Annotated in this window: 19 protein-coding genes and 1 tRNA gene; 8 read left to right on the top strand and 12 right to left on the bottom strand. The window is 53.4% G+C overall.

The genetic code is table 11. The features are described from left to right. Positions 1-86 precede the first annotated feature (86 nt). A complete protein-coding gene (gene eco / locus ACMGG3_RS11360; RefSeq protein ID WP_414149181.1) occupies positions 87-590 on the bottom strand; it encodes a serine protease inhibitor ecotin in 504 nt (167 codons plus the stop codon). Positions 591-799: 209 nt separating this feature from the next. Between eco and ACMGG3_RS11355 the strand changes: the two genes are divergently transcribed. From ACMGG3_RS11355 to ACMGG3_RS11340, 4 genes are all read left to right on the top strand, one after another. Continuing rightward, complete coding sequence (locus ACMGG3_RS11355; RefSeq protein WP_010433451.1) at positions 800-1060, top strand: DUF2534 family protein; 261 nt, start codon at positions 800-802, stop codon at positions 1058-1060. Between the two features lie 135 nt (positions 1061-1195). Continuing rightward, complete coding sequence (locus tag ACMGG3_RS11350) at positions 1196-2383, top strand: MFS transporter (RefSeq protein WP_134178569.1); 1188 nt, start codon at positions 1196-1198, stop codon at positions 2381-2383. Positions 2384-3005: 622 nt separating this feature from the next. Next, entirely contained in the window at positions 3006-3965 is a 960-nt protein-coding gene (locus ACMGG3_RS11345; RefSeq protein ID WP_414149180.1) for a hypothetical protein, read from the top strand. Between the two features lie 118 nt (positions 3966-4083). Beyond that, the gene (locus tag ACMGG3_RS11340) at positions 4084-4434 is read left to right on the top strand and encodes a hypothetical protein (protein WP_025203612.1); all 351 of its coding nucleotides are present in this window, start codon (positions 4084-4086) and stop codon (positions 4432-4434) included. 305 nt (positions 4435-4739) lie between these two features. Here the strand turns inward: ACMGG3_RS11340 and ACMGG3_RS11335 are convergent, their stop codons facing one another. From ACMGG3_RS11335 to ACMGG3_RS11315, 5 genes are all read right to left on the bottom strand, one after another. Further along, entirely contained in the window at positions 4740-5066 is a 327-nt protein-coding gene (locus ACMGG3_RS11335; protein ID WP_032681961.1) for an NIPSNAP family containing protein, read from the bottom strand. Between the two features lie 124 nt (positions 5067-5190). Further along, positions 5191-5430, bottom strand: coding sequence for a DinI family protein (locus ACMGG3_RS11330; protein ID WP_014170944.1), 240 nt, complete (start codon positions 5428-5430; stop codon positions 5191-5193). A 184-nt stretch (positions 5431-5614) separates the two neighbouring features. Then, positions 5615-5691 (bottom strand) — tRNA-Pro (locus ACMGG3_RS11325). A 72-nt stretch (positions 5692-5763) separates the two neighbouring features. After that, positions 5764-7524: an LPS biosynthesis-modulating metalloenzyme YejM gene (gene yejM, locus ACMGG3_RS11320; RefSeq protein ID WP_032680580.1), complete on the bottom strand. Its 1761-nt coding sequence runs from the start codon at positions 7522-7524 to the stop codon at positions 5764-5766. Positions 7525-7543: 19 nt separating this feature from the next. Next, positions 7544-7771, bottom strand: coding sequence for a YejL family protein (locus ACMGG3_RS11315; protein WP_001135586.1), 228 nt, complete (start codon positions 7769-7771; stop codon positions 7544-7546). A gap of 134 nt (positions 7772-7905) precedes the next feature. Between ACMGG3_RS11315 and yejK the strand changes: the two genes are divergently transcribed. Then, on the top strand, positions 7906-8913 hold the full coding sequence (yejK, locus tag ACMGG3_RS11310) for a nucleoid-associated protein YejK (RefSeq protein ID WP_014170942.1): 1008 nt from the start codon (positions 7906-7908) through the stop codon (positions 8911-8913). 54 nt (positions 8914-8967) lie between these two features. On the opposite strand, the gene rplY is transcribed toward yejK, so the two are convergent. After that, a complete protein-coding gene (gene rplY / locus ACMGG3_RS11305; protein WP_014170941.1) occupies positions 8968-9252 on the bottom strand; it encodes a 50S ribosomal protein L25 in 285 nt (94 codons plus the stop codon). Between the two features lie 125 nt (positions 9253-9377). Further along, a complete protein-coding gene (locus ACMGG3_RS11300) occupies positions 9378-11138 on the bottom strand; it encodes a DEAD/DEAH box helicase (RefSeq protein ID WP_020883178.1) in 1761 nt (586 codons plus the stop codon). Positions 11139-11289: 151 nt separating this feature from the next. Between ACMGG3_RS11300 and rsuA the strand changes: the two genes are divergently transcribed. The 3 genes from rsuA (at position 11290) to ACMGG3_RS11285 (ending at position 13834) form a co-directional block, all read left to right on the top strand. Continuing rightward, on the top strand, positions 11290-11997 hold the full coding sequence (rsuA, locus tag ACMGG3_RS11295) for a 16S rRNA pseudouridine(516) synthase RsuA (protein ID WP_014170938.1): 708 nt from the start codon (positions 11290-11292) through the stop codon (positions 11995-11997). A 15-nt stretch (positions 11998-12012) separates the two neighbouring features. After that, positions 12013-13209 (top strand): Bcr/CflA family multidrug efflux MFS transporter, encoded by a 1197-nt coding sequence (locus ACMGG3_RS11290; protein ID WP_014170937.1) that lies wholly within the window; start codon positions 12013-12015, stop codon positions 13207-13209. Positions 13210-13489: 280 nt separating this feature from the next. Then, positions 13490-13834 (top strand): YejG family protein, encoded by a 345-nt coding sequence (locus ACMGG3_RS11285; protein WP_014170936.1) that lies wholly within the window; start codon positions 13490-13492, stop codon positions 13832-13834. A gap of 3 nt (positions 13835-13837) precedes the next feature. On the opposite strand, the gene yejF is transcribed toward ACMGG3_RS11285, so the two are convergent. From yejF to ACMGG3_RS11265, 4 genes are read right to left on the bottom strand one after another with little or no spacing between them, the layout of a single operon-like run. Next, positions 13838-15427, bottom strand: a complete 1590-nt coding sequence (gene yejF, locus ACMGG3_RS11280; protein ID WP_040018007.1) for a microcin C ABC transporter ATP-binding protein YejF — start codon at positions 15425-15427, stop codon at positions 13838-13840. Position 15428: 1 nt separating this feature from the next. Next, entirely contained in the window at positions 15429-16454 is a 1026-nt protein-coding gene (locus ACMGG3_RS11275; RefSeq protein WP_014170934.1) for an ABC transporter permease, read from the bottom strand. Further along, a complete protein-coding gene (locus ACMGG3_RS11270) occupies positions 16454-17548 on the bottom strand; it encodes a microcin C ABC transporter permease YejB (RefSeq protein ID WP_014170933.1) in 1095 nt (364 codons plus the stop codon). Before ACMGG3_RS11270 ends, ACMGG3_RS11275 begins: the two co-directional genes overlap by 1 nt. A 9-nt stretch (positions 17549-17557) precedes the next feature. Then, complete coding sequence (locus tag ACMGG3_RS11265; protein WP_020883181.1) at positions 17558-19363, bottom strand: extracellular solute-binding protein; 1806 nt, start codon at positions 19361-19363, stop codon at positions 17558-17560. Positions 19364-19365 lie beyond the last annotated feature (2 nt).

The raw sequence follows: 19365 nt of genomic DNA, 5'->3' as shown, positions 1-19365 counted from the left end.
AAGCCGGGTAGCGTTAGCGCTTACCCGGCTTATTAAACCGCACAGTATCATGGCCGGGTCAGGCGTAATCGCCACCCGGCTTATCCTTAACGGACTTCTGCGGTGCCCGTCTCTTCTTCCGCCTTCCACACGCGATATTTCACTTCCACGTTTGCAGGCGTATAAACGACGATTGGCAGCTTGCTGTTATAGCGCAGCAGACTGTTGTCACCCAGATACGCGGTAACAAATTTCTTCTCTTTCTTGCCATCCAGGCAGGCCATCATGGTCGAAACCGGAGACGTCACTTTATCAAAGACGTAATAGTCGTAGCCCCAACCTTCCAGGGTTTTGCTTTCCAGCTGACCGCCCAGACGGTGCTGGTTGCAGTCCACTTCCAGCGTCTGGCCAATTAACAGTTCCACTTTGAAATTCGCTTCATCCTGCTGAGCGGGTAACTGAATGACCTGACGCTTCATCCCTTTTTCCGCTTGCGGATAAGGCGCTACTTTTTCCAGAGGCTGCGCTTTAGGGGTGTCGCTGGCGAAAGCGCTGGTGCTAACGCATGCGGCGGCAATCAGGGCAATGGCAAATTGAGGTGCTTTTTTCACAGTCATTCCTTTATGTCAAACTATCAGGCACAGGTTAACATAATGTTCGTGAATGGTTAGTGTAATTTACTTACATTTTCAATATTGGCAGCGTATAAAACTCTATTAATGCGCAATGAGTGGTTGTTTGTACTGCATTGGAGTCTGGTGGCAGATCGTGTTATTTTAAGCGCCACATAATGTTATTCATCTGTGAAGGGAAGAGAGAGATGGTACGTGCAAAACTGAAAACACCTGAAGGCCGCAAGTTCCTGTTGGCGCTACTGGTTGTGTTTATGATTGCTGCCGCGTGCGTTGGGCGGGCAACCATTGTTGGCGTTATTGAACAGTACAACATTCCTCTCTCTGCCTGGACGACCAGCATGTATGTCCTGCAATCAGCGATGATCTTTGTTTATAGCCTGGTGTTCACCGTGCTGCTTGCCATTCCGCTGGGCATTTTCTTCCTGGGTGGGCGTGATAAACACTAAACGCCTTTCCTGCGATAAAAAAGCCAGCCTGAGCGCTGGCTTTTTTATTGGCTCGTTGTTCTTCCTCAGGTTTTTAATCCGTCGTATCCTATTCTATAAGCAGTCAGGCCACTATTTTCAGAGCAGGAGTTACAGATGCTTTCCAGATTTACGGTACTCAGCCGGATCCCTCGTGGGGTCTGGGTAGTGGGTGGCGTCAGTATGTTGATGGACATCTCGTCAGAGAGTATTCACAGCCTGCTTCCACTGTTTATGGTGACTACGCTTGGAACGAGCGTGTTGGTTATCGGCCTGATTGAAGGACTCGCGGAGGCTACCGCTCTCTTTATCAAAGTCTTTTCGGGGGCGATTAGCGACTATCTTGGCAAGCGTAAAGGGCTGGCGCTACTCGGGTATGGCCTCGGTGCGCTGAGCAAACCCTTTTTCGCCCTCGCATCCTCTTCGGGGATGGTTTTAGGCGCGCGCCTGATGGATCGTGCGGGGAAGGGGATCCGCGGTGCTCCACGGGATGCGCTGGTCGCAGATATCACCCCGCCGGAACTGCGTGGGGCGGCATATGGCCTGCGTCAGTCTATGGATACCACCGGCGCATTTCTGGGGCCACTACTGGCCGTGGGGTTAATGCTGCTGCTACACAATGATTTTCGCGCGGTTTTCTGGATAGCCCTGATCCCCGGCTTTCTTTCGGTTGCGCTGCTGTATTTCGGCCTGAAGGAGCCGAAAACCCCTGTCGAACATAAACGCACTAATCCCATCAAAAGAGAGAATTTAACGCGGCTGGGAAAATCGTGCTGGTGGGTCATTGGCCTGGGGGCGGTATTCACACTGGCACGTTTTAGCGAGGCTTTTCTTGTCCTCCGTGCGCAACAGTCTGGCGTTCCCCTGGCCTTAATCCCGCTGGTGATGGTGGTGATGAACGTGATCTATTCTTTCTCGGCCTATCCGTTTGGCAAACTCTCTGATGGTATGAGCCATACCCGGCTTCTGCAGTGGGGGCTAGTCGTATTGATTGCCGCTGATGTCGTTCTGGCCCTGAGTACCCACTGGACCGGTATTATTATTGGCGTTGCGCTCTGGGGCATGCATATGGGCATGACTCAGGGGCTGCTGGCCGCGATGGTGGCCAAAACTGCGCCAGCGGATTTGCGCGGTACGGCGTTTGGTCTTTTCAGTCTGGTCAGCGGGGTCGGGTTACTGATGGCCAGCGTGGGTGCCGGCGCTATCTGGGAACTGTGGGGCGCAGAATATACCTTTTATGCCGGCGCGGTGATTTGTTTGCTGACGCTGCTTTATCTGCGTAAAACGCCTGCCGAAGTGCGGTAAGAATACGGTTATTAAAATGCTTTTCTTTTTTTAGTCGTACGAATCTGGGCTGGACAGCATTTATGCTGATTCAACCAGCCCTGTCATCCATTGCAATAAATTCCTGCCTCTGTAATTAGCCTCCCGCTATACCGCCACGTTGTTCAATTATCACACCTCTTATCGCGTGAAATCCGGGCATGTATTCCTCTCTGCATTGCTGACGGTGTCTGGCTTGGGGCCACACCAGCTATGCAGGGACAGGGCGCTTTATCCAGAGGAGGGATGCTTTCGTTACGTCAATGCACGTGCACTGAAACATTATTTCACTTTTTTTATGCAGGGTAATGAACCGGAAAAATTCACCATCTTAGTGTTATCCACTAAAAAAATGATTTGTTGCGATAACAATAGAGATGTTTTGAAGCGAATTAACAGGGAAATGTAGTGGTTGAGTTGATTGTTATTTCTACGATTTGAATTAGGGATATTGATAAATATCAAAAGTGTAATCGTTTACAGTCGTTATTATGCGCGGTTTGAAGTGCTTGTTTCGCTTATTGAAAAAAGTCCCCGACATGTGCCGGGGTAGTTAATTGTTGTTTCTGTTTTCCCTTAACGTAAATTAAAGGTAATTATTGTAATGAACCGCCATTCTATCATTTCTTTATCCGTAATAATTGCGCTTTCATGCGGAAGTGTGAACGCCTTCGCTTCTAATTTCATGACTATGGATGAAAAAGCCACGGCTATTCAGTCGATTCGCAATGAAGCCAATCAGGCCATGGAGGATAAGCAGGCTGCATTAAAGGCTTACAATGCCGACCGTTCACCTGAAAATATGGCCCGTTTAGGGGACATCGAAAACAGCTTACGCACTGCAGGCGATCGTATTAATGCAGTACAGGCAACTGAAATGGCTCCCGATGCGCCGCGACCTGTAACACAAAGAGCGCCGCAACTCCTGCAGCAGAAAACGCCACACATTACGGGCACGACTTACCGGAACGCTGTGATTTCAATGCAGCAAGTCACAACAGGGCCAGCCTTACCTGCTGGAACTGCCGTTAACCCCTCTGACGCCACCAAAACGTCTGCAGTGGCTGCGCCACAAATCACAGGCACAACTTACCGCGCCGCAGTGGTGTCTATGCAGCAAGCGACAACAGGACCAGCCTTACCCGCTGGCACGGCGGTTACTGCGCCCTCGCTTACTCATACTCCAGCCACCACGAAAGCACCTGATAACGTTACAAGTGTTGCCATAACAAAAGACACGGGCTCGATTAACGTTGCTGTGTCCAGTATGAAGCCGGGGACGCCTGTGAATATCACGGTTAACGGTGTCACCACTACCACCACCGCAGGGGAGATCGCCAAAGTCGATCCGAATGTGCAAATCGCAGTTCCGCATGTAGACGCGTTGATCGTCTCTCAGAGTCAGGGAAGCGATCATAGCCGTAATAACTCACGACATGAGCATGGAACGGGAAACGGCAGCAACAATGCAGCCAACAGCAACAGCGCCCACGGCTTAGGCGGTGGCAATCATATTGGTGGTGGTAGCGCTCAGTCTGGCTCCAGAAACGTGGGTCACTGGTGATAGTCAATCTCTTGATGGGGTGGTTTTTGGGGGTTGTCAGTGGCTGGTGTATGGCTGGAATAGTGGCAAACCTGAAAGAAATCAGGCGACAACATGTCGAATTTGGGAAGTATTTTAAGTGAAACCCTTAAAAAAAGCGTTACTGATGAAAAAGGCTCAGTGGATATTAATCATTCTGGCAGCGGTGACTACTACAGGATGTTGCATTGCTTCTCAACCCGAAACGGATGCATTAAGCACCCGGCCTTTCATGGGGGGGAATGGTAAACGTGTTGCGGCAATGTCAGATTTTCAAATCTGCGAGGCGTTGGGCTATGCACAGGCCCACCACGAAACGAAAGTTTACAACACGCTTTCCGCATTGTTGGAGCAACGCCAACAGGCGGGCACGCTCAGGATCGCTCAGGGTGATTGCACCGCAGCAGCGCTAAACGTCATCAATGAGGAAAAGGCCAAAGTGAAACAGTAGCGCATCAGGGGGCCTAAACGGGCCCCTTTTTTTCCAGTGAGTGACATGACACCCATTTCTCTTTGCAGAAATAAAAAAACAACCCGGAAGGGTCGGTTTTCAAGAATATGTTGGTCGGAAAAACGCTTCTTGGGGATGTCCTCATGTGGCTTATGAAGACATTACAAACATCGCGGTGAGTTAATCAATGGGGGGCAGGGCAGGGTTAGATATGTAGTAGCTCAGAATCGTTTTGGCAGTTTCAATACACCGAACCAAAGCTAATATGGCAGTAAACGCTCAATCGCGACGTAACAGATTTGGACTTACACTCGTAGCCCATCCACACTTACTCGTGGCAGATCAATTACTGTCTTAATGCTTGTTTCGATGCAGTCAATGATGGACTCACGAGGCCCGCAGCGCCAGTCTGCGCTCGCGTAGAAAGAATTAAGCACTGTATTCATATTTTCAATACTTTCAAAGGCTCGAATGAGATAGTAGCAATCAAGATCGTGCAGAGAGTTACCAAATGACACCACATCGATGCCATGGCGTTGATGTAGGGGAACGCTAATTTCTGCCATGACGTTATGAAAAAATGCTCCGGTGCCTTTGTGTAAATTGTATTGCAGTATCTCGACTGTTTTCATCATCACTGCTCCAGACGTTGGTGTATCGCACTAAGTCGATTGTCCAATGTTATTGTGTTACACAAAGGAAAATTATCAGCTAAAGTCCGCGCCAGTACATTCGATATGAGGGCTTCAAAGAAATTTATTCATTTGTAAGCCACATATCAGACTCTTCAAACATATCCTCCAGCATGCGGTTCAACTTTTCACGATCGCTTTTACTGGCATCGCTATTGAGTCCGTTAGCCTGCATAGGCTTAACCTTCACTTCAGCATCAGGGAAGATGTTATGCACTCGCTTCGTAAGCTCGGCCAATATAATTTCTCTGGCTCCATCCAGACCCTGAACATTTCGCTTATCGTAAACCAATTCAACAAACATAAAACCTCCGTAATAACTTCAAGTGGGGGAGGTATTTTTACTGTAAAAATATACAGCGTCAAGCTTGGCGGAGTGTTTTAAGGGGGGTTGTCGACCGTTGGTGCTGAAACTACAGGTAATGATTCCCATCAGAAATGATGCAATAAAAAACCAGCCATAGGTGGCTGGTTTTAAAGAGTATTTTTGGTCGGCACGAGAGGATTTGAACCTCCGACCCCCGACACCCCATGACGGTGCGCTACCAGGCTGCGCTACGTGCCGACGCATAAAAAGAATACTACTCGATTCCGTTTTGAATGCAAGGGAATCTGTTGCTAACTGGTTTATAATTAATCAGTTAGCGATAAAGCGCTTCTCATCCGTCAAGACCTGCAGCAGCAGGCTCAGCTGCGGTTTTTGGTCTTTCAACCGCTCACCCTGCAGATTATACGTCTGATACTTCCCATTATTGTTCAGCACCAGCGTCAACGCTGGCGTAGTCACCACCAGCGTGCTCTCTCCGGCAGCCGTCACCCAGTTATGGCGGCGGGTGGCACTGAAGAGATCCTGCCCCTGTGAATATTCGTTTGCTGGCGTGCTGACGTGCAGCAGACGTTGCATCAGGGTCGTCATCACATCTTTATGTTCAGTCAGCATATTGATGCGCTGCGCCGGCGTTCCCGGCCAGTGGATCACCAGCGGAACATGCAGATTTGGACGCGACCACTCCATGCTCTTCGTCTCGTCACCCAACGGGATACCATGACCGGCCGTGACGATCACGACGGTATTATCCAGCTTGCCAGACTCGCGCAACGCGTCGAGCACGCGGCCAATCTGTGCATCAACATCACCGGCAGCGCGGCTGTAGCGGCGCGCAAAGCCTTTCTGATTCGTGTCCTCAAGGTTGGTGCCGTTTAAGGCAACCCACGAGAACCAGCGGTTATCTTCCTGGGCGTAGCGTTGCAGCCAGCTAATCCACTGACTGGCGGTCTGTTCATCTGTCTGGCTCTGTGCCGCCGGCAGTGAGAAGTCTGACAGCAGCGCCTGGCGATAGAGCGCGCTGTTAAAGCCATCCGATGAGAATAGCCCTAACTGATAACCCTGCTGATTAAGCCCGGTGATCAGTGCCGCAGGAATACGGGCGGACAGCACGCCGTCCATGTATCCGGCTGAAATGCCGTAGAAGAGACCAAAGATACCCGCGTCGGTCGAGTTACCGGAACTCATATGCTGTGTAAACGTCACGTTCTTACTGGCGAAATCAGCCAGAGCAGGCATCTGCTTCTCGTAACGTGAATAATTCAGGCCATCGACGGTGATTAACAGGACGTTTTGCCCGCGGCCCATATCGCGATAGCGTAGTTCGCTCAGCGGATACTGAACGCTGACCGCTTCCGGATTACCCTGTTCGACCAGACGGCGCTGATACTCCTGCGCATCCAGCAGGCCGTGTTTTTCGAGGAAACGGCGGGCCGTCATCGGATAAGAGAGCGGCAGGTTAGCGCGCTGCATGGTAATAGGGCGATAGAAGTTCGCATCCGCCCAGATATACATGATGTGCGAGCTAATAAAGGAGACGAAAAAGAGCGTCGCAACGGGCTTCGCGTAATGGCGGCGCCGGGTCAGGCTGCGCAGTTTTTGCCAGCTCCAGGTGGCAAACAGCATCTCAATAAGCAGGATCACCGGAACGCTGATAAACATCAGCTGCCAGTCACGGGCCGTTTCGTTTTGATCCGGGTTGATCACCAGTTCCCAGACGATGGGGTTGAGATGCAGGTGAAAACGGGTAAAGACTTCGCTGTCGATAAGCAGCAGCGTTATCCCCGCCGTCGCGAGGATAGCGGACAAGAAGCGCATGAGCCGCTGCGACATGACGATAAACGTCAGGGGGAACAGGATCAGCAGATAGGTGGCGAAAACCAAAAAGCTAAAGTGACCCACAACGCTCATCCAGGAGTAAATACGCCCGGTTAGCGTTGTCGGCCAGTCTGCGACAAACAGATAACGACAGCCAATGACCGACGCTAACAGAATGTTGAACAGGGCAAACCAGTGTCCCCAGCTGACCATCTGGGAGACTTTTTCACGGTAGCGCTGACGATTCGTCACCATAAACTGTTGTTCGTTTCCCTTAATGGGCCTGGTCGTCGCTGACGGAGGACTGTAACGCCTGGGCGAAAGATTTGGCGATCGCCTGACGCTGAGCCGGAGCAACGCTGGTATTGATAAGGTTGGTGACCATATTTCCCAAAACCATCAGGGAGAGATCGGTCGGCGTTTTATGTTTTTCCAGTACGTTGACCAGCTCACTGAGCAATTGTTCAACGTGTTCATCACTGTAGCGGGAATGTTGTGGCATAAATCAAAATCAGTTTGTTGATGAAAGGGCAACATATTACCGTAGCGACAGCTTTTTTTCCCCTTTTTTATCTGTTGTTGCACACATGACCTGGTGGTGGTTGAATACCGCCCGGTCTAAAAGGAGAGTTTATCATGAGTCTGGAAATCAACCAGATTGCCTTGCACCAGCTTATCAAGCGTGATGAGCAAACCCTTGAAGTGGTGCTTCGCGATTCGTTACTGGAACCCACGGCGACCGTTGTGGAAATGATGGCGGAGTTGCACCGCGTCTACAGTGCTAAAAATAAAGCCTATGGTCTGTTCAGCGAAGAGAGCGAACTGGCTGATAGTCTTCGTCTGCAGCGTCAGGGCGAAGAGGATTTCCTGGCGTTTAGCCGCGCCGCCACCGGACGTCTGCGTGACGAACTGGCAAAATACCCGTTCGCAGACGGCGGTATCGTCCTGTTCTGTCACTATCGCTACCTGGCAGTAGAGTATCTGCTGGTCACCGTGCTGAACAATTTAAGCAGCATGCGCGTGAATGAGCAGCTGGATATCAGCTCTACCCACTATCTTGATATCAACCATGCGGATATCGTGGCGCGTATCGATTTAACCGAGTGGGAAACGAACCCGGAATCGACCCGCTACCTGACCTTCCTGAAAGGCCGCGTCGGTCGTAAAGTGGCTGATTTCTTTATGGACTTCCTCGGCGCCAGCGAAGGTCTTAACGCCAAAGCGCAGAACAAAGGGCTGCTGCAGGCGGTTGACGACTTTACCGCTGAAGCGCAGCTCGATAAATCTGAGCGTCAGACCGTGCGCCAGCAGGTGTACAGTTACTGCAACGAACAGCTGCAGGCGGGAGAAGAGATTGAGCTGGAGTCGCTGTCAAAAGAGCTGGCGGGCGTCAGTGAAGTCAGCTTCCAGGAATTTACCGCTGATAAAGGCTATGAGCTCGAAGAGAGCTTCCCGGCGGATCGCAGTACGCTGCGACAGCTCACTAAATTTGCCGGTAGCGGCGGTGGGTTGACCATCAACTTTGATGCCATGCTGTTGGGTGAACGCATCTTCTGGGATCCGGCCACCGATACGCTGACCATCAAAGGCACGCCGCCGAACCTGCGCGATCAGCTTCAGCGCCGCACCTCTGGTGGGAAATAACAGGCATAAAAAAAGCCCCGCAGAAGCGGGGCTTTTTTTTCGACGTGTTTGCGATTACGCGCGAACGAAGTCGATGTGAGTGACTTTTGGCTTGAACGCGTGACGCTGAACAGCCTGAACTTTCACTTTTTCTTCTTTACCGCCAACAACGATGGTCAGAACTTCGCTGTAGAATTCAGGTTTGTTCTGCAGGTTCCACACTTTGTCGTGATCCAGTTCGATTGCAACTGGAGCAGCTTCGCCACCGTAAACGATAGCCGGGAACTTGTTAGCGTTACGCAGGCGGCGGCTCGCACCCTTACCCTGCACGTTACGTACTTCTGCTTCGATAGTAAACATTGATTTCTCTCTGTATTTTAAACCCTACTACAGGCGACCCAGCAGCAGGTGAGTGTTCTGCTTCACGGATATGAAGCGGGCGGCATTTTATACTCAAATGCCCCTCACATCAATGAAAAGTCCCCTTAACCGCGCAATTCGTTGGCGCGACGAAAACGGCCTTCGTAATCAAACACCTTTTCCCGAACCTGCCAGAACTGTCCTTTCATACGAGCCACAACAAAATCCGGGTGGCGCAGTAACACCTGCTGGCGCACGATATCGGCCACGGTTATCCAGCGCAGCGGTACACCGGGCGTACGGGTGTGCGGGCGAATAAAGAGTTGTTCGAAGGCCATACGCTGGGCAGGCGTATGTACCCTGAAGCGCTCGCTGACGTCTGCGCCGTCTTCATCGTAATAGGTGATTTTCAGCCACTCGCCTTTGTCATCCGCGCCGGGTTGCAGTGCCATACCGGAACAGCGCAGCACCAGCGCATCTTTTAACTTCAGCGCTGCTTTTAGCATGTCATCAGGATCGACCAGAACCGTATCGCATTCGCGACAGCGACGGGCGGCAATATCGTTTTCCGCATTGCACTGCGGGCAGTTTTTAAAGCGGAAACGGAAATCGCACTGTTCGCGATGTCCTTCGTCATCTTCAAACCAGCCCTGACAGCGGCGGCCAAAATGTTCAATCAGCGTGCCGTCTGCGGTGGTTTTACCCCAGAAGGTGTTGGCAAAACCACAGGCAGGACAAAAGACCTGAACGGGGACGTTGTCGCTTTTGCCTTTTGGCGTGCCGACTTCCGGAGAGTAGAGATCGTGCGGGTTACCGGCGTAATCCAGAATAAGACAGTCGGTTTTCCCGGGCGCCAGGCGCAGGCCGCGCCCCACAATCTGCTGATAAAGACTGACCGATTCGGTCGGACGTAAAATGGCAATCAGATCGACATGCGGGGCATCAAACCCGGTGGTTAACACCGACACGTTCACCAGATAGCGGAATTGTTGCGCTTTGAAGGCGTCGATCAGGCGGTCGCGCTCCGGCCCGGGCGTCTCGCCGGTGATTAAGGCCGCGTCCTCGGCGGGCAGCAGCCCGGTAATTTCTCGCGCATGCTCCACGGTGGCGGCAAAGATCATGACCCCTTTGCGCGTCGCGGCGAACTCTTCTATCTGGCTAATGATATGCGGGGTAATGCGCTTTTGCTTTTTCAGCTCCTGGTTCAACTCCGCTTCGCTGAATAACCCGTTGCTCTGCGCCTGTAACCGGCTGAAATCGTACTGCACTACCGGCATGTCCAGCCGCTCGGGCGGCGTCAGGTAGCCATGCTTGATCATGTAGCGCAAAGGAAGTTCATAGATACAGTCGCTGAACAGCGCTTTCTCGTCGCCGCGCACCATGCCGTGATAATGGTAGCGATAGATCCAGCCTTTACCCAGGCGAAACGGGGTCGCCGTCAGGCCAAGCAGGCGAAGGTGCGGGTTCACCTCTTTCAGGTGAGTGAGGATTTGCTGATACTGGCTGTCGTCGTCATCGCTGATGCGGTGACACTCGTCGACAATCAGCAGCGAAAACTCACTGCGAAACAGATCAAGGTTGCGGGCCACCGACTGTACGCTGCCAAAGACCACTTTGCCGTGGCTCTCTTTACGCTTTAGCCCGGCAGCGAAAATGTCAGCTTCCAGCCCGAGCGCGCAATACTTGGCATGGTTTTGCGCCACCAGCTCTTTGACGTGGGCCAGCACCAGCACGCGTCCGCGTGCCAGACGCGCCAGTTCGGCGATCACCAGGCTTTTGCCAGCACCGGTCGGAAGCACAATGGCCGCCGGTGCCTGGTGTTTACGAAACCAGGCGAGAGTGGCGTCAACGGCTTCCTGCTGATAAGGACGAAGTGTAAAAGTCATGGGGTCTCGGTTTAGTTATTTCGCATATAGTATGCCACGAAACTTTTTCCCTTGAGTGGCGCAACCAGACCATTATACTGAGCCATTCCAGACTGCTTCTTTTTCGGACCTGTTGTCCGACTTCCAGCACCATTAAGGCTAAAAAGATTTCATGCGACTTGATAAGTTTATCGCTCAGCAACTCGGCGTAAGCCGCGCTATTGCCGGGCGTGAAATTCGCGCCAGCCGCGTTACCGTGGATGGCGACATTGTGAAAGACACTGCGTTCAAACTCCAGCCTGACCATCAGGTTGAATATGACGGCAACCCGCTGACCCAACAGCATGGGCCGCGCTATTTCATGCTCAATAAGCCGGAAGGCTATGTCTGTTCTACGGACGATCCGGATCATCCAACGGTGCTTTATTTCCTCGACGAACCGGTCGCGCACAAGCTGCATGCCGCTGGCCGTCTTGATATCGACACCACCGGGCTGGTGCTGATGACCGACGACGGGCAGTGGTCGCACCGTATCACGTCTCCCCGTCATCACTGCGAGAAGACGTATCGGGTGACGCTGGAGTCTCCGGTCGCGGATGACACGGCAGAACAATTTGCCAACGGGGTTCAGTTGCATAATGAAAAAGATCTGACCCGGCCTGCCGTGCTCGAAGTGATCGCGCCTACCGAGGTTCGTCTGACCATCAGTGAAGGGCGCTACCATCAGGTGAAGCGTATGTTTGCCGCGGTGGGTAACCACGTTGTCGGTCTGCATCGTGAACGTATTGGCGCAATTGAACTCGATCCTGAGCTGGCGCCCGGCGAATATCGCCCGTTAACGGAAGAAGAGATCGCCAGCGTTGGTCTGCCTTCGCATTAATTTCAGGAGAACTCTGTGACCACCAGGCCACACTCGTCGTTCAAAATCGTCTTCATTCTTGGCCTGCTGGCCATGCTGATGCCGCTGTCTATTGATATGTATCTGCCTGCACTGCCGGTTATTTCCGCGCAGTTTGGCGTACCGGCAGGCAGCGCGCAGATGACGCTCAGCACCTATATTCTCGGTTTTGCCCTCGGTCAGCTGTTTTATGGCCCGATGGCGGACAGCTTTGGCCGCAAGCCCGTTATTCTTGGCGGGACCCTGATTTTTGCAGGGGCGGCGGTGGCCTGTGCGCAGGCGCAAACCATCGATCAACTGATTGTCATGCGCTTTTTCCACGGTCTGGCGGCGGCAGCGGCAAGTGTGGTGATCAATGCCCTGATGCGCGATATCTACCCGAAAGAAGAGTTCTCCCGGATGATGTCGTTCGTGATGCTGGTGACGACGATTGCACCGCTGGTGGCCCCTATGGCCGGCGGTGCGGTGCTGGTATGGTTCAGCTGGCATGTGATTTTCTGGATCCTGGCGCTTGCCGCGCTGCTGGCCTCGGCAATGATCTTCTTCTTTATTGATGAAACGCTACCCGCGGAGCGCCGACAGAAGTTCCACATCCGAACCACAATGGGGAATTTCGCCTCACTGTTTCGCCATAAGCGCGTGCTGAGCTATATGCTGGCGAGCGGTTTCAGCTTCGCCGGGATGTTCTCATTCCTGAGCGCCGGGCCGTTTGTCTATATCGAACTGAACCATGTTTCTCCGCAGCACTTCGGTTATTACTTTGCGCTCAACATCGTCTTCCTGTTCATTATGACCATCATTAACAGCCGCTTTGTCCGCCGAGTCGGGGCGTTGAACATGTTCCGCGCCGGGCTTTGGATCCAGTTTGTGATGGCTATCTGGCTGGTGCTGAGTGCTTTTACAGGCGTGGGCTTCTGGGCGCTGGTGGTGGGGGTTGCGGCCTTCGTCGGCTGCGTGTCGATGGTTTCCTCCAATGCGATGGCGGTGATCCTCGACGAATTCCCGCATATGGCAGGCACCGCCTCGTCGCTGGCCGGAACATTCCGCTTTGGCATCGGTGCCATCGTCGGGGCGTTACTGTCGATGGCCACGTTTAATACGGCCTGGCCGATGCTGTGGGCGATGGCGTTTTGTGCAACCAGCTCCATTCTTTTCTATCTCTACGCCAGTCGGCCGCGAAAGGTGGCCAGCTAACGCGCAAATAAGGCCCAGTCAGGGCCTTTTTTGTTGACACACATCAACCAAAGCTGCGTTCGTTTACCCTGTGTTTGTTTCTTTTATGTAAAATCTATTTGTGTAAAAAGTCACATCATTGTATTTAAAAAGGTTGAGTTAGATCGCAGAAACGGGTACATATAGCGCCGACGCGAGCCTGAACACCTATAAAAAAGCGCCGAATAGTGCAGGCTGGCGATGATGTGTTACTATAAATGTAAATAAATTGTGAAGTAAATTTTGCTTCCGGGGAACGAACGTGAATACATTACAACTCTCCATAGTCCATCGCTTGCCCCAGAGCTATCGCTGGTCGGCGGGTTTTGCAGGTTCGAAAGTTGAACCGATTCCGCAAAGCGTCGCGGGTTGCGAGAATTGTCTGGTTGCACTTAAGCTGCTGAGCCCGAGCGACGAAAATGCATGGCGAGTCATGGAGCGTCTCAGCGAGGCCCTGACGGATATTGAAGTGGACAGCTCCGTACTGGAGTGTGAAGGTGAACCCTGCCTGTTCGTGAAAAGCCAGGATGAATTTGCCGCGACCTGCCGTCTGAAAAACTTTGGTGTTGCTATTGCTGAGCCTTTCTCGGGCCAGTATCCTTTCTGAGCGCTAGTCTGCGGACAACAGCTGGCGCGTGTAGCTCTGCGTTGGCGCAGCAAATACGCGCTGGCACTCTCCCTGCTCGACCACTTCTCCCTGTCGCAACACAATCACCTGATGGCATAACGCCCGCACAACCTGTAAATCATGGCTGATAAAGATATAGGCCAGCCTGTGCTTTTCCTGCAATCCTTTCAGTAATGCCAGGATCTGAGCCTGAACGGTTCTGTCCAGCGACGACGTCGGTTCATCCAGAATGATCAGCTCCGGTTTGAGGATCAGCGCGCGGGCAATGGCGATACGCTGGCGCTGACCGCCGGAAAATTCAGCCGGGTAGCGGTGCCGGGTATCCGGATCTAAGCCAACTTCTGCCATAACGCGTATCACTTCTTCTTCCCGCTGCCGGACGGTCAATGCCGGCTGATGAACGCGCAGACCCTCTTCGACAATCTGTAATACGTTCAGCCGTGGGTTAAGCGAGGAGTTTGGATCCTGAAACACAACCTGCATGCGGGGACGAACGGGCAACATCTGGCGACGGTTCCAGTTGTGCAGCGGCATACCGTCAAAGAGGATCTCACCCTGCGAGGCGATTAAGCGCAGCAGTGCCAGGCCGGTGGTGCTTTTCCCCGAACCGGACTCGCCCACCAGCCCCAGCGATTCGCCCGGACGCAGGGAAAAATGGATATTTTTCAATACCGGATTCTGGTCGACGATGCGCCGCAGAATCCCTTTGCGAACAGGAAACGACACGCCCAGCCCCTCAACGCGCAGCAACGGCGCGCTGTCAGCCGGCAGGGGAACCGGGTCACCCGTGGGCTCGCTATCAAGCAGACGCTGCGTATAGGGGTGCTGAGGCGCTTTCAGCAGGGTGGCTGCGGTGTTCTGCTCGACGCAGCGTCCGTTTTGCATCACGGCGACGCTGTCGGCGAGCTTTCTCACAATGCTGAGATTATGGGTGATAAACAGCAGGCTCATGTTCAGTTCGTCACGCAGCTCCCGCAGCAGCCGCAGAATTTGCGCCTGCACCGTCACGTCCAGCGCGGTGGTGGGCTCATCGGCAATCAACAGTTCGGGTCGCGTGAGCAGGGCCATTGCAATCATCACCCGCTGACGTTCGCCGCCGGAAAGCTGATGGGGGAAATCGTTCAGCCGTTTTGCGGCATTGCGAATGCCGGTTCGTTCAAGACAATCCAGAATCTCCCCCCGCGCCGCCTCTTTGCGCATGCCCCGGTGCAGGGACAGCACTTCATAGAGCTGTTTTTCCAGCGTGTGCAGTGGGTTAAGGGAGACCATCGGCTCCTGGAAAATCATGGCAATGTTATTGCCGCGAATTCCGCGCAGGGTTTTTTCATCGGCATGCAGCAGCGAGCGACCGTGAAACAGAATGTCGCCTTGCGGATAGCTGACGGGCGGAGACGGAAGCAGGCGCAGGATCGACAGTGCCGATACGCTCTTGCCGGATCCTGACTCGCCTACCAGCGCCAGCGTTTCGCCGCGCTGGATCTGCAGCGACAACTCCGTGACCACGGTACGCGCCTCACCCTGTTTCGAAAAGGCAATCGACAGGTTATCAATACTGAGAAGGGGCTGCGTCATCTTATACCGCCTTGTTGGGATCAAAAGCATCGCGCACGGCTTCGCCAATAAAAATCAGCAGTGAAAGCAGCACGGCCACGGCAAGAAAGGCGGTGATGCCTAACCACGGTGCCTGCAGGTTGTTCTTGCCCTGCAGCAGTAGCTCGCCGAGCGACGGGGAACCGAGAGGGAGCCCGAAGCCAAGGAAATCAAGCGAGGTGAGGGTAGTGATGGAACTGCACAGAATAAACGGCAGGAAGGTGAGGGTCGCTACCACGGCGTTAGGAAGCATATGGCGGAAAATGATCCCGCGGTCGCTCACCCCCAGCACCTGGGCAGCGCGAATGTAATCGTAATTACGGGTGCGCAGGAATTCCGCCCGCACCACGCCTACCAGCGCCATCCAGCCGAAGATGACGGTAATGCCTAACAGCCACCAGAAGTTTGGCTGTACCACGCTTGAAAGCAGAATGATCAGAAACAGCGTCGGCATGCCTGACCAGACTTCAATAAAACGTTGACCCCACAGGTCGATTTTCCCGCCGTAGTAGCCCTGAACGGCACCTGCTACCACGCCCATCACGCTGGAAAAGACGGTCAGCATTAGCCCAAAGAGGATCGAGATCCGCGTGCCGTAGAGGATGCGTGCCAGCACATCGCCACCGTTGGCATCCGTTCCCAGCCAGTTTTGCGCGGAAGGCGGGGAAGGGAAGGGGGTGGTGGTCGCAAAGTTAATGCTGTTTGCGCCAAAACGCACCGGCGCCCAGAGTGCCCAGCCGTGCTGTTCAATTTGCTGGCGAAGCCACGGATCCTGATATTCAGCGGGCGTCGCAAACGGGCCACCAAAATCGCTTTCGCTGTATTGGGTGAGAACGGGCACATACCAGCGGTCGTTAAAGTGCACCAGCAGCGGTTTATCGTTGGCAATCAATTCCGAACACATGCTTAAGACAAACAGGACGGCAAAGATCCACAGCGACCAGTAGCCGCGGCGGTTGTGGCGAAAACGGGCCCATCGGGCCTGGTTGACGGGGCTTAAACGCGGCATCAGCGGCCCTCAAAATCAATTCGGGGATCAACCAGCGTATAGCTGATATCGCTGATGATATTCAGCAGCAGGCCAATCAGGGTGAAGATATAAAGTGTGCCAAACATGACCGGATAATCGCGCGACACGGTGGCTTCATATCCCAGCAAGCCCAGTCCGTTGAGAGAGAACATCACCTCTATCAGCAGCGAGCCGGTAAAAAACATACTGATGAACGTGGCAGGAAATCCGGCAATCACCAGCAGCATGGCGTTGCGAAAGACATGTTTCCACATGATCTGCTTTTCGCCGACGCCCTTCGCACGGGCAGTCACAACGTACTGTTTACGGATTTCATCGAGAAAGGCGTTTTTGGTCAACATGGTCAGGGCCGCAAAGCCGCCAATGACGGTCGCAAGCACCGGCAGCGTGATGTGCCAGAAATAATCGGTGATCTTCTTGTACCAGGGCAGGGTGCTGAAATCCGCTGACACCAGCCCCCGCAGCGGAAAGATATCGAAATAGCTGCCACCGGCAAAAAAGACAATCAACAGAACGGCAAACAGAAACGCCGGAATGGCATAGCCGATGATGATAAACGTGCTGCTCCAGACATCGAAGCGGCTGCCGTTGTGAACCGCTTTACGGATCCCCAGGGGAATAGAGACGAGATAAATAATCAACGTTCCCCACAGCCCCAGGGTAATCGACACCGGCAGACTTTGCTTAATCAATGTTAAAACTGACGCGCTGCGAAACAGGCTGTCGCCAAAATCAAAGCGGAGGTAGTCCCAGAGCATGTTGAAATACCGCTCGTGAAGCGGTTTGTCGAAGCCATAACGATGGGTGATCTCGGCGATGACTTCCGGATCCAGGCCACGTCCGCCGCGATAATGGCTTTCACTGATATTTCCCAGGCCGGTGCGGGCATGGCTCGCGCCCATTCCTTCGCCACCGCCGCCAGGCATGCCGCCGCTGTTGCCAAATTCAATGGCTGCAATAGCCTGGTCGACCGGGCCGCCGGGCGCGATTTGCACAATAAAAAAGTTAATCGTGATGATTGCCCAGAGGGTCGGGATAATCAGCAGGAGACGGCGGATCAGATACGCACCCATGATGATTCCTTATCGCCGCTCAGCGGGAAGTCTGGCGGCTTTGTTAACGTCATACCACCAGGTGTCGAAGCCCAGTGAATAGACAGGGCGTACGGCAGGCTCGGAGAACTTGTCCCAGCGCGCAAGCCGGTCTTCGCCCATATACCACATTGGCAGCATGTAGTAATTCCAGGTTAAGACCCTGTCGAGGGCGCGTCCCAGCGGCAGGAGTTTTTCTTTATCACCCTGCGCCGCCACAATTTTCGCAATCAAGGCATCAATCGCCGGGCTTTTCACCCCCGGCGCATTGTAGGAGGAGTCGATATAGCTGGATGCCCAGGAGATTTGCAGATCCGAACTGGGCCACGGCTGCGCGGGCCACAGGGTTTGCATCATGTCGTAATCACGGCTGCGTTTGCGGTTGGTGAGCTGCGCGTTGTCGACCTGGCGAATGTTCATGGTAATCCCCAGCCGTTCAAGATTGTGCTTAAACGGCAGCACCCACTGATCGTTGCTTCCGGACGCAAGCAGCAGCTCAAAGCTTAACGGTTTGCCCGTTCTGGAATCGACGCGTTTTTGATTCTTCAGTGGCCAGCCTGCGTCATCCAGCAGTTTACTGGCTTTAAGCAGGTTGTCGCGATCGTAGCCGTCGCCCTTTGACGCCGGAGGCTGAAATACCGTCGTGAACACCTCCGGTGGCAGTTCTGCTTTCAGCGGTGCCAGCAGGACAAGTTCGTCCGCTTTTGGGTAATCGCGAGCGGCATATTCAGTGTTCTGGAAATAGCTATTTGCCCGGCTGTAAGCGCCGTAAAATAGCGCTTTGTTCATCCATTCAAAATCAAAGGCCAGGGTAATGGCTTCCCGCACCCGGCGGTCAGTAAATACCGGACGCTGAATATTAAACGCCAGCCAGCGCGTATCCTGAGCGGACGCGTTTTTATGCTCGTCTTTAACGATATACCCGTTAGCGAAGTTTTTGCCGATATACCGTGTCGCCCAGTTTTTAGCGCTGCTCTCCACGCGCATATCGAACGCACCGGCTTTGAAGGCTTCAAATGCCACGTTATCGTCAAGGTAATAATCGTAGCGAAGGGTATCAAAATTCCAGCGGCCACGGTTTACCGGCAGGTTTGCCGCCCAGTAGTCTTTGACCCGGGAATAGACAACATACTGCCCCATGCGCCAGTCGGTGATGCGGTATGGGCCACCCGCCAGCGGGGGCGTGGAGAGCGGGTCGCTAAGTTTGTGATCTTTCCAGAACGATTCAGGCATCACGGGCAGGGAGAACAGGCTGAGCATGTTCTCTTTATTCGGCTCACTCAGCTCAATACGCACCGTGAGCGGGGCAATGGCTTTGACCGTAACGCCTTTGTAGACAATGCGGAACTGGGGAACGCCCTCAGTCATAAATTTGTGAAATGTGAAGGCAATGTCGCTGGCTTTGACCGGCGTCCCATCGTGAAAACGCGCCCGTGGGTTAATCGAAATTTCCGCCCACGCGAAGTTATCCGCGTAACGTACGTTGTCGGCAATCAGCGGGTAGTAACTGCCGGGTTCATCATCAGACGTAACAAACAGCGTATCGTAGAGCGATTCTGTTCGCGCTGCCGCCACGCCGCGCAGGGCGAAGCGGTTGAAGTTGTCGAACGTCCCCGTGGCGGAGAGGGTCACGTTCCCGCCTTTTGGCGCGCCAGGGTTGACGTAATCAAAGTGCGTAAAATTGACCGCGTACTTTGGCTCACCAATCACGGAGAACGCGATGTTCTCTTTGATGGTTTGCGCCTGGCTGGACAGGCTCGTTAATGCCAACAGCAGCAACATAAAGCGCATAAGCATCT

It is taken from the genome of Enterobacter sp. BNK-18 (assembly GCF_047456135.1).
Lineage (GTDB): Bacteria > Pseudomonadota > Gammaproteobacteria > Enterobacterales > Enterobacteriaceae > Enterobacter > Enterobacter ludwigii.
Note: the sequence above shows the minus strand (reverse complement) of the source record. Positions and strands in the feature narration are given on the sequence as shown.

Excerpts from the sequence above, each read along its gene's own strand:
- ACMGG3_RS11265 (WP_020883181.1), bottom strand. The coding sequence starts at position 19,363 with ATGCTTATGCGCTTTATGTTGCTGCTGTTGGCATTAACGAGCCTGTCC.
- ACMGG3_RS11335 (WP_032681961.1), bottom strand. The coding sequence starts at position 5,066 with ATGAAAACAGTCGAGATACTGCAATACAATTTACACAAAGGCACCGGA.
- yejK (WP_014170942.1), top strand. The coding sequence starts at position 7,906 with ATGAGTCTGGAAATCAACCAGATTGCCTTGCACCAGCTTATCAAGCGT.
- ACMGG3_RS11275 (WP_014170934.1), bottom strand. The coding sequence starts at position 16,454 with ATGCCGCGTTTAAGCCCCGTCAACCAGGCCCGATGGGCCCGTTTTCGC.
- yejF (WP_040018007.1), bottom strand. The coding sequence starts at position 15,427 with ATGACGCAGCCCCTTCTCAGTATTGATAACCTGTCGATTGCCTTTTCG.
- ACMGG3_RS11330 (WP_014170944.1), bottom strand. The coding sequence starts at position 5,430 with ATGTTTGTTGAATTGGTTTACGATAAGCGAAATGTTCAGGGTCTGGAT.
- ACMGG3_RS11270 (WP_014170933.1), bottom strand. The coding sequence starts at position 17,548 with ATGGGTGCGTATCTGATCCGCCGTCTCCTGCTGATTATCCCGACCCTC.
- yejM (WP_032680580.1), bottom strand. The coding sequence starts at position 7,524 with ATGGTGACGAATCGTCAGCGCTACCGTGAAAAAGTCTCCCAGATGGTC.
- rsuA (WP_014170938.1), top strand. The coding sequence starts at position 11,290 with ATGCGACTTGATAAGTTTATCGCTCAGCAACTCGGCGTAAGCCGCGCT.
- ACMGG3_RS11345 (WP_414149180.1), top strand. The coding sequence starts at position 3,006 with ATGAACCGCCATTCTATCATTTCTTTATCCGTAATAATTGCGCTTTCA.
- rplY (WP_014170941.1), bottom strand. The coding sequence starts at position 9,252 with ATGTTTACTATCGAAGCAGAAGTACGTAACGTGCAGGGTAAGGGTGCG.
- ACMGG3_RS11300 (WP_020883178.1), bottom strand. The coding sequence starts at position 11,138 with ATGACTTTTACACTTCGTCCTTATCAGCAGGAAGCCGTTGACGCCACT.
- ACMGG3_RS11315 (WP_001135586.1), bottom strand. The coding sequence starts at position 7,771 with ATGCCACAACATTCCCGCTACAGTGATGAACACGTTGAACAATTGCTC.
- ACMGG3_RS11350 (WP_134178569.1), top strand. The coding sequence starts at position 1,196 with ATGCTTTCCAGATTTACGGTACTCAGCCGGATCCCTCGTGGGGTCTGG.
- ACMGG3_RS11355 (WP_010433451.1), top strand. The coding sequence starts at position 800 with ATGGTACGTGCAAAACTGAAAACACCTGAAGGCCGCAAGTTCCTGTTG.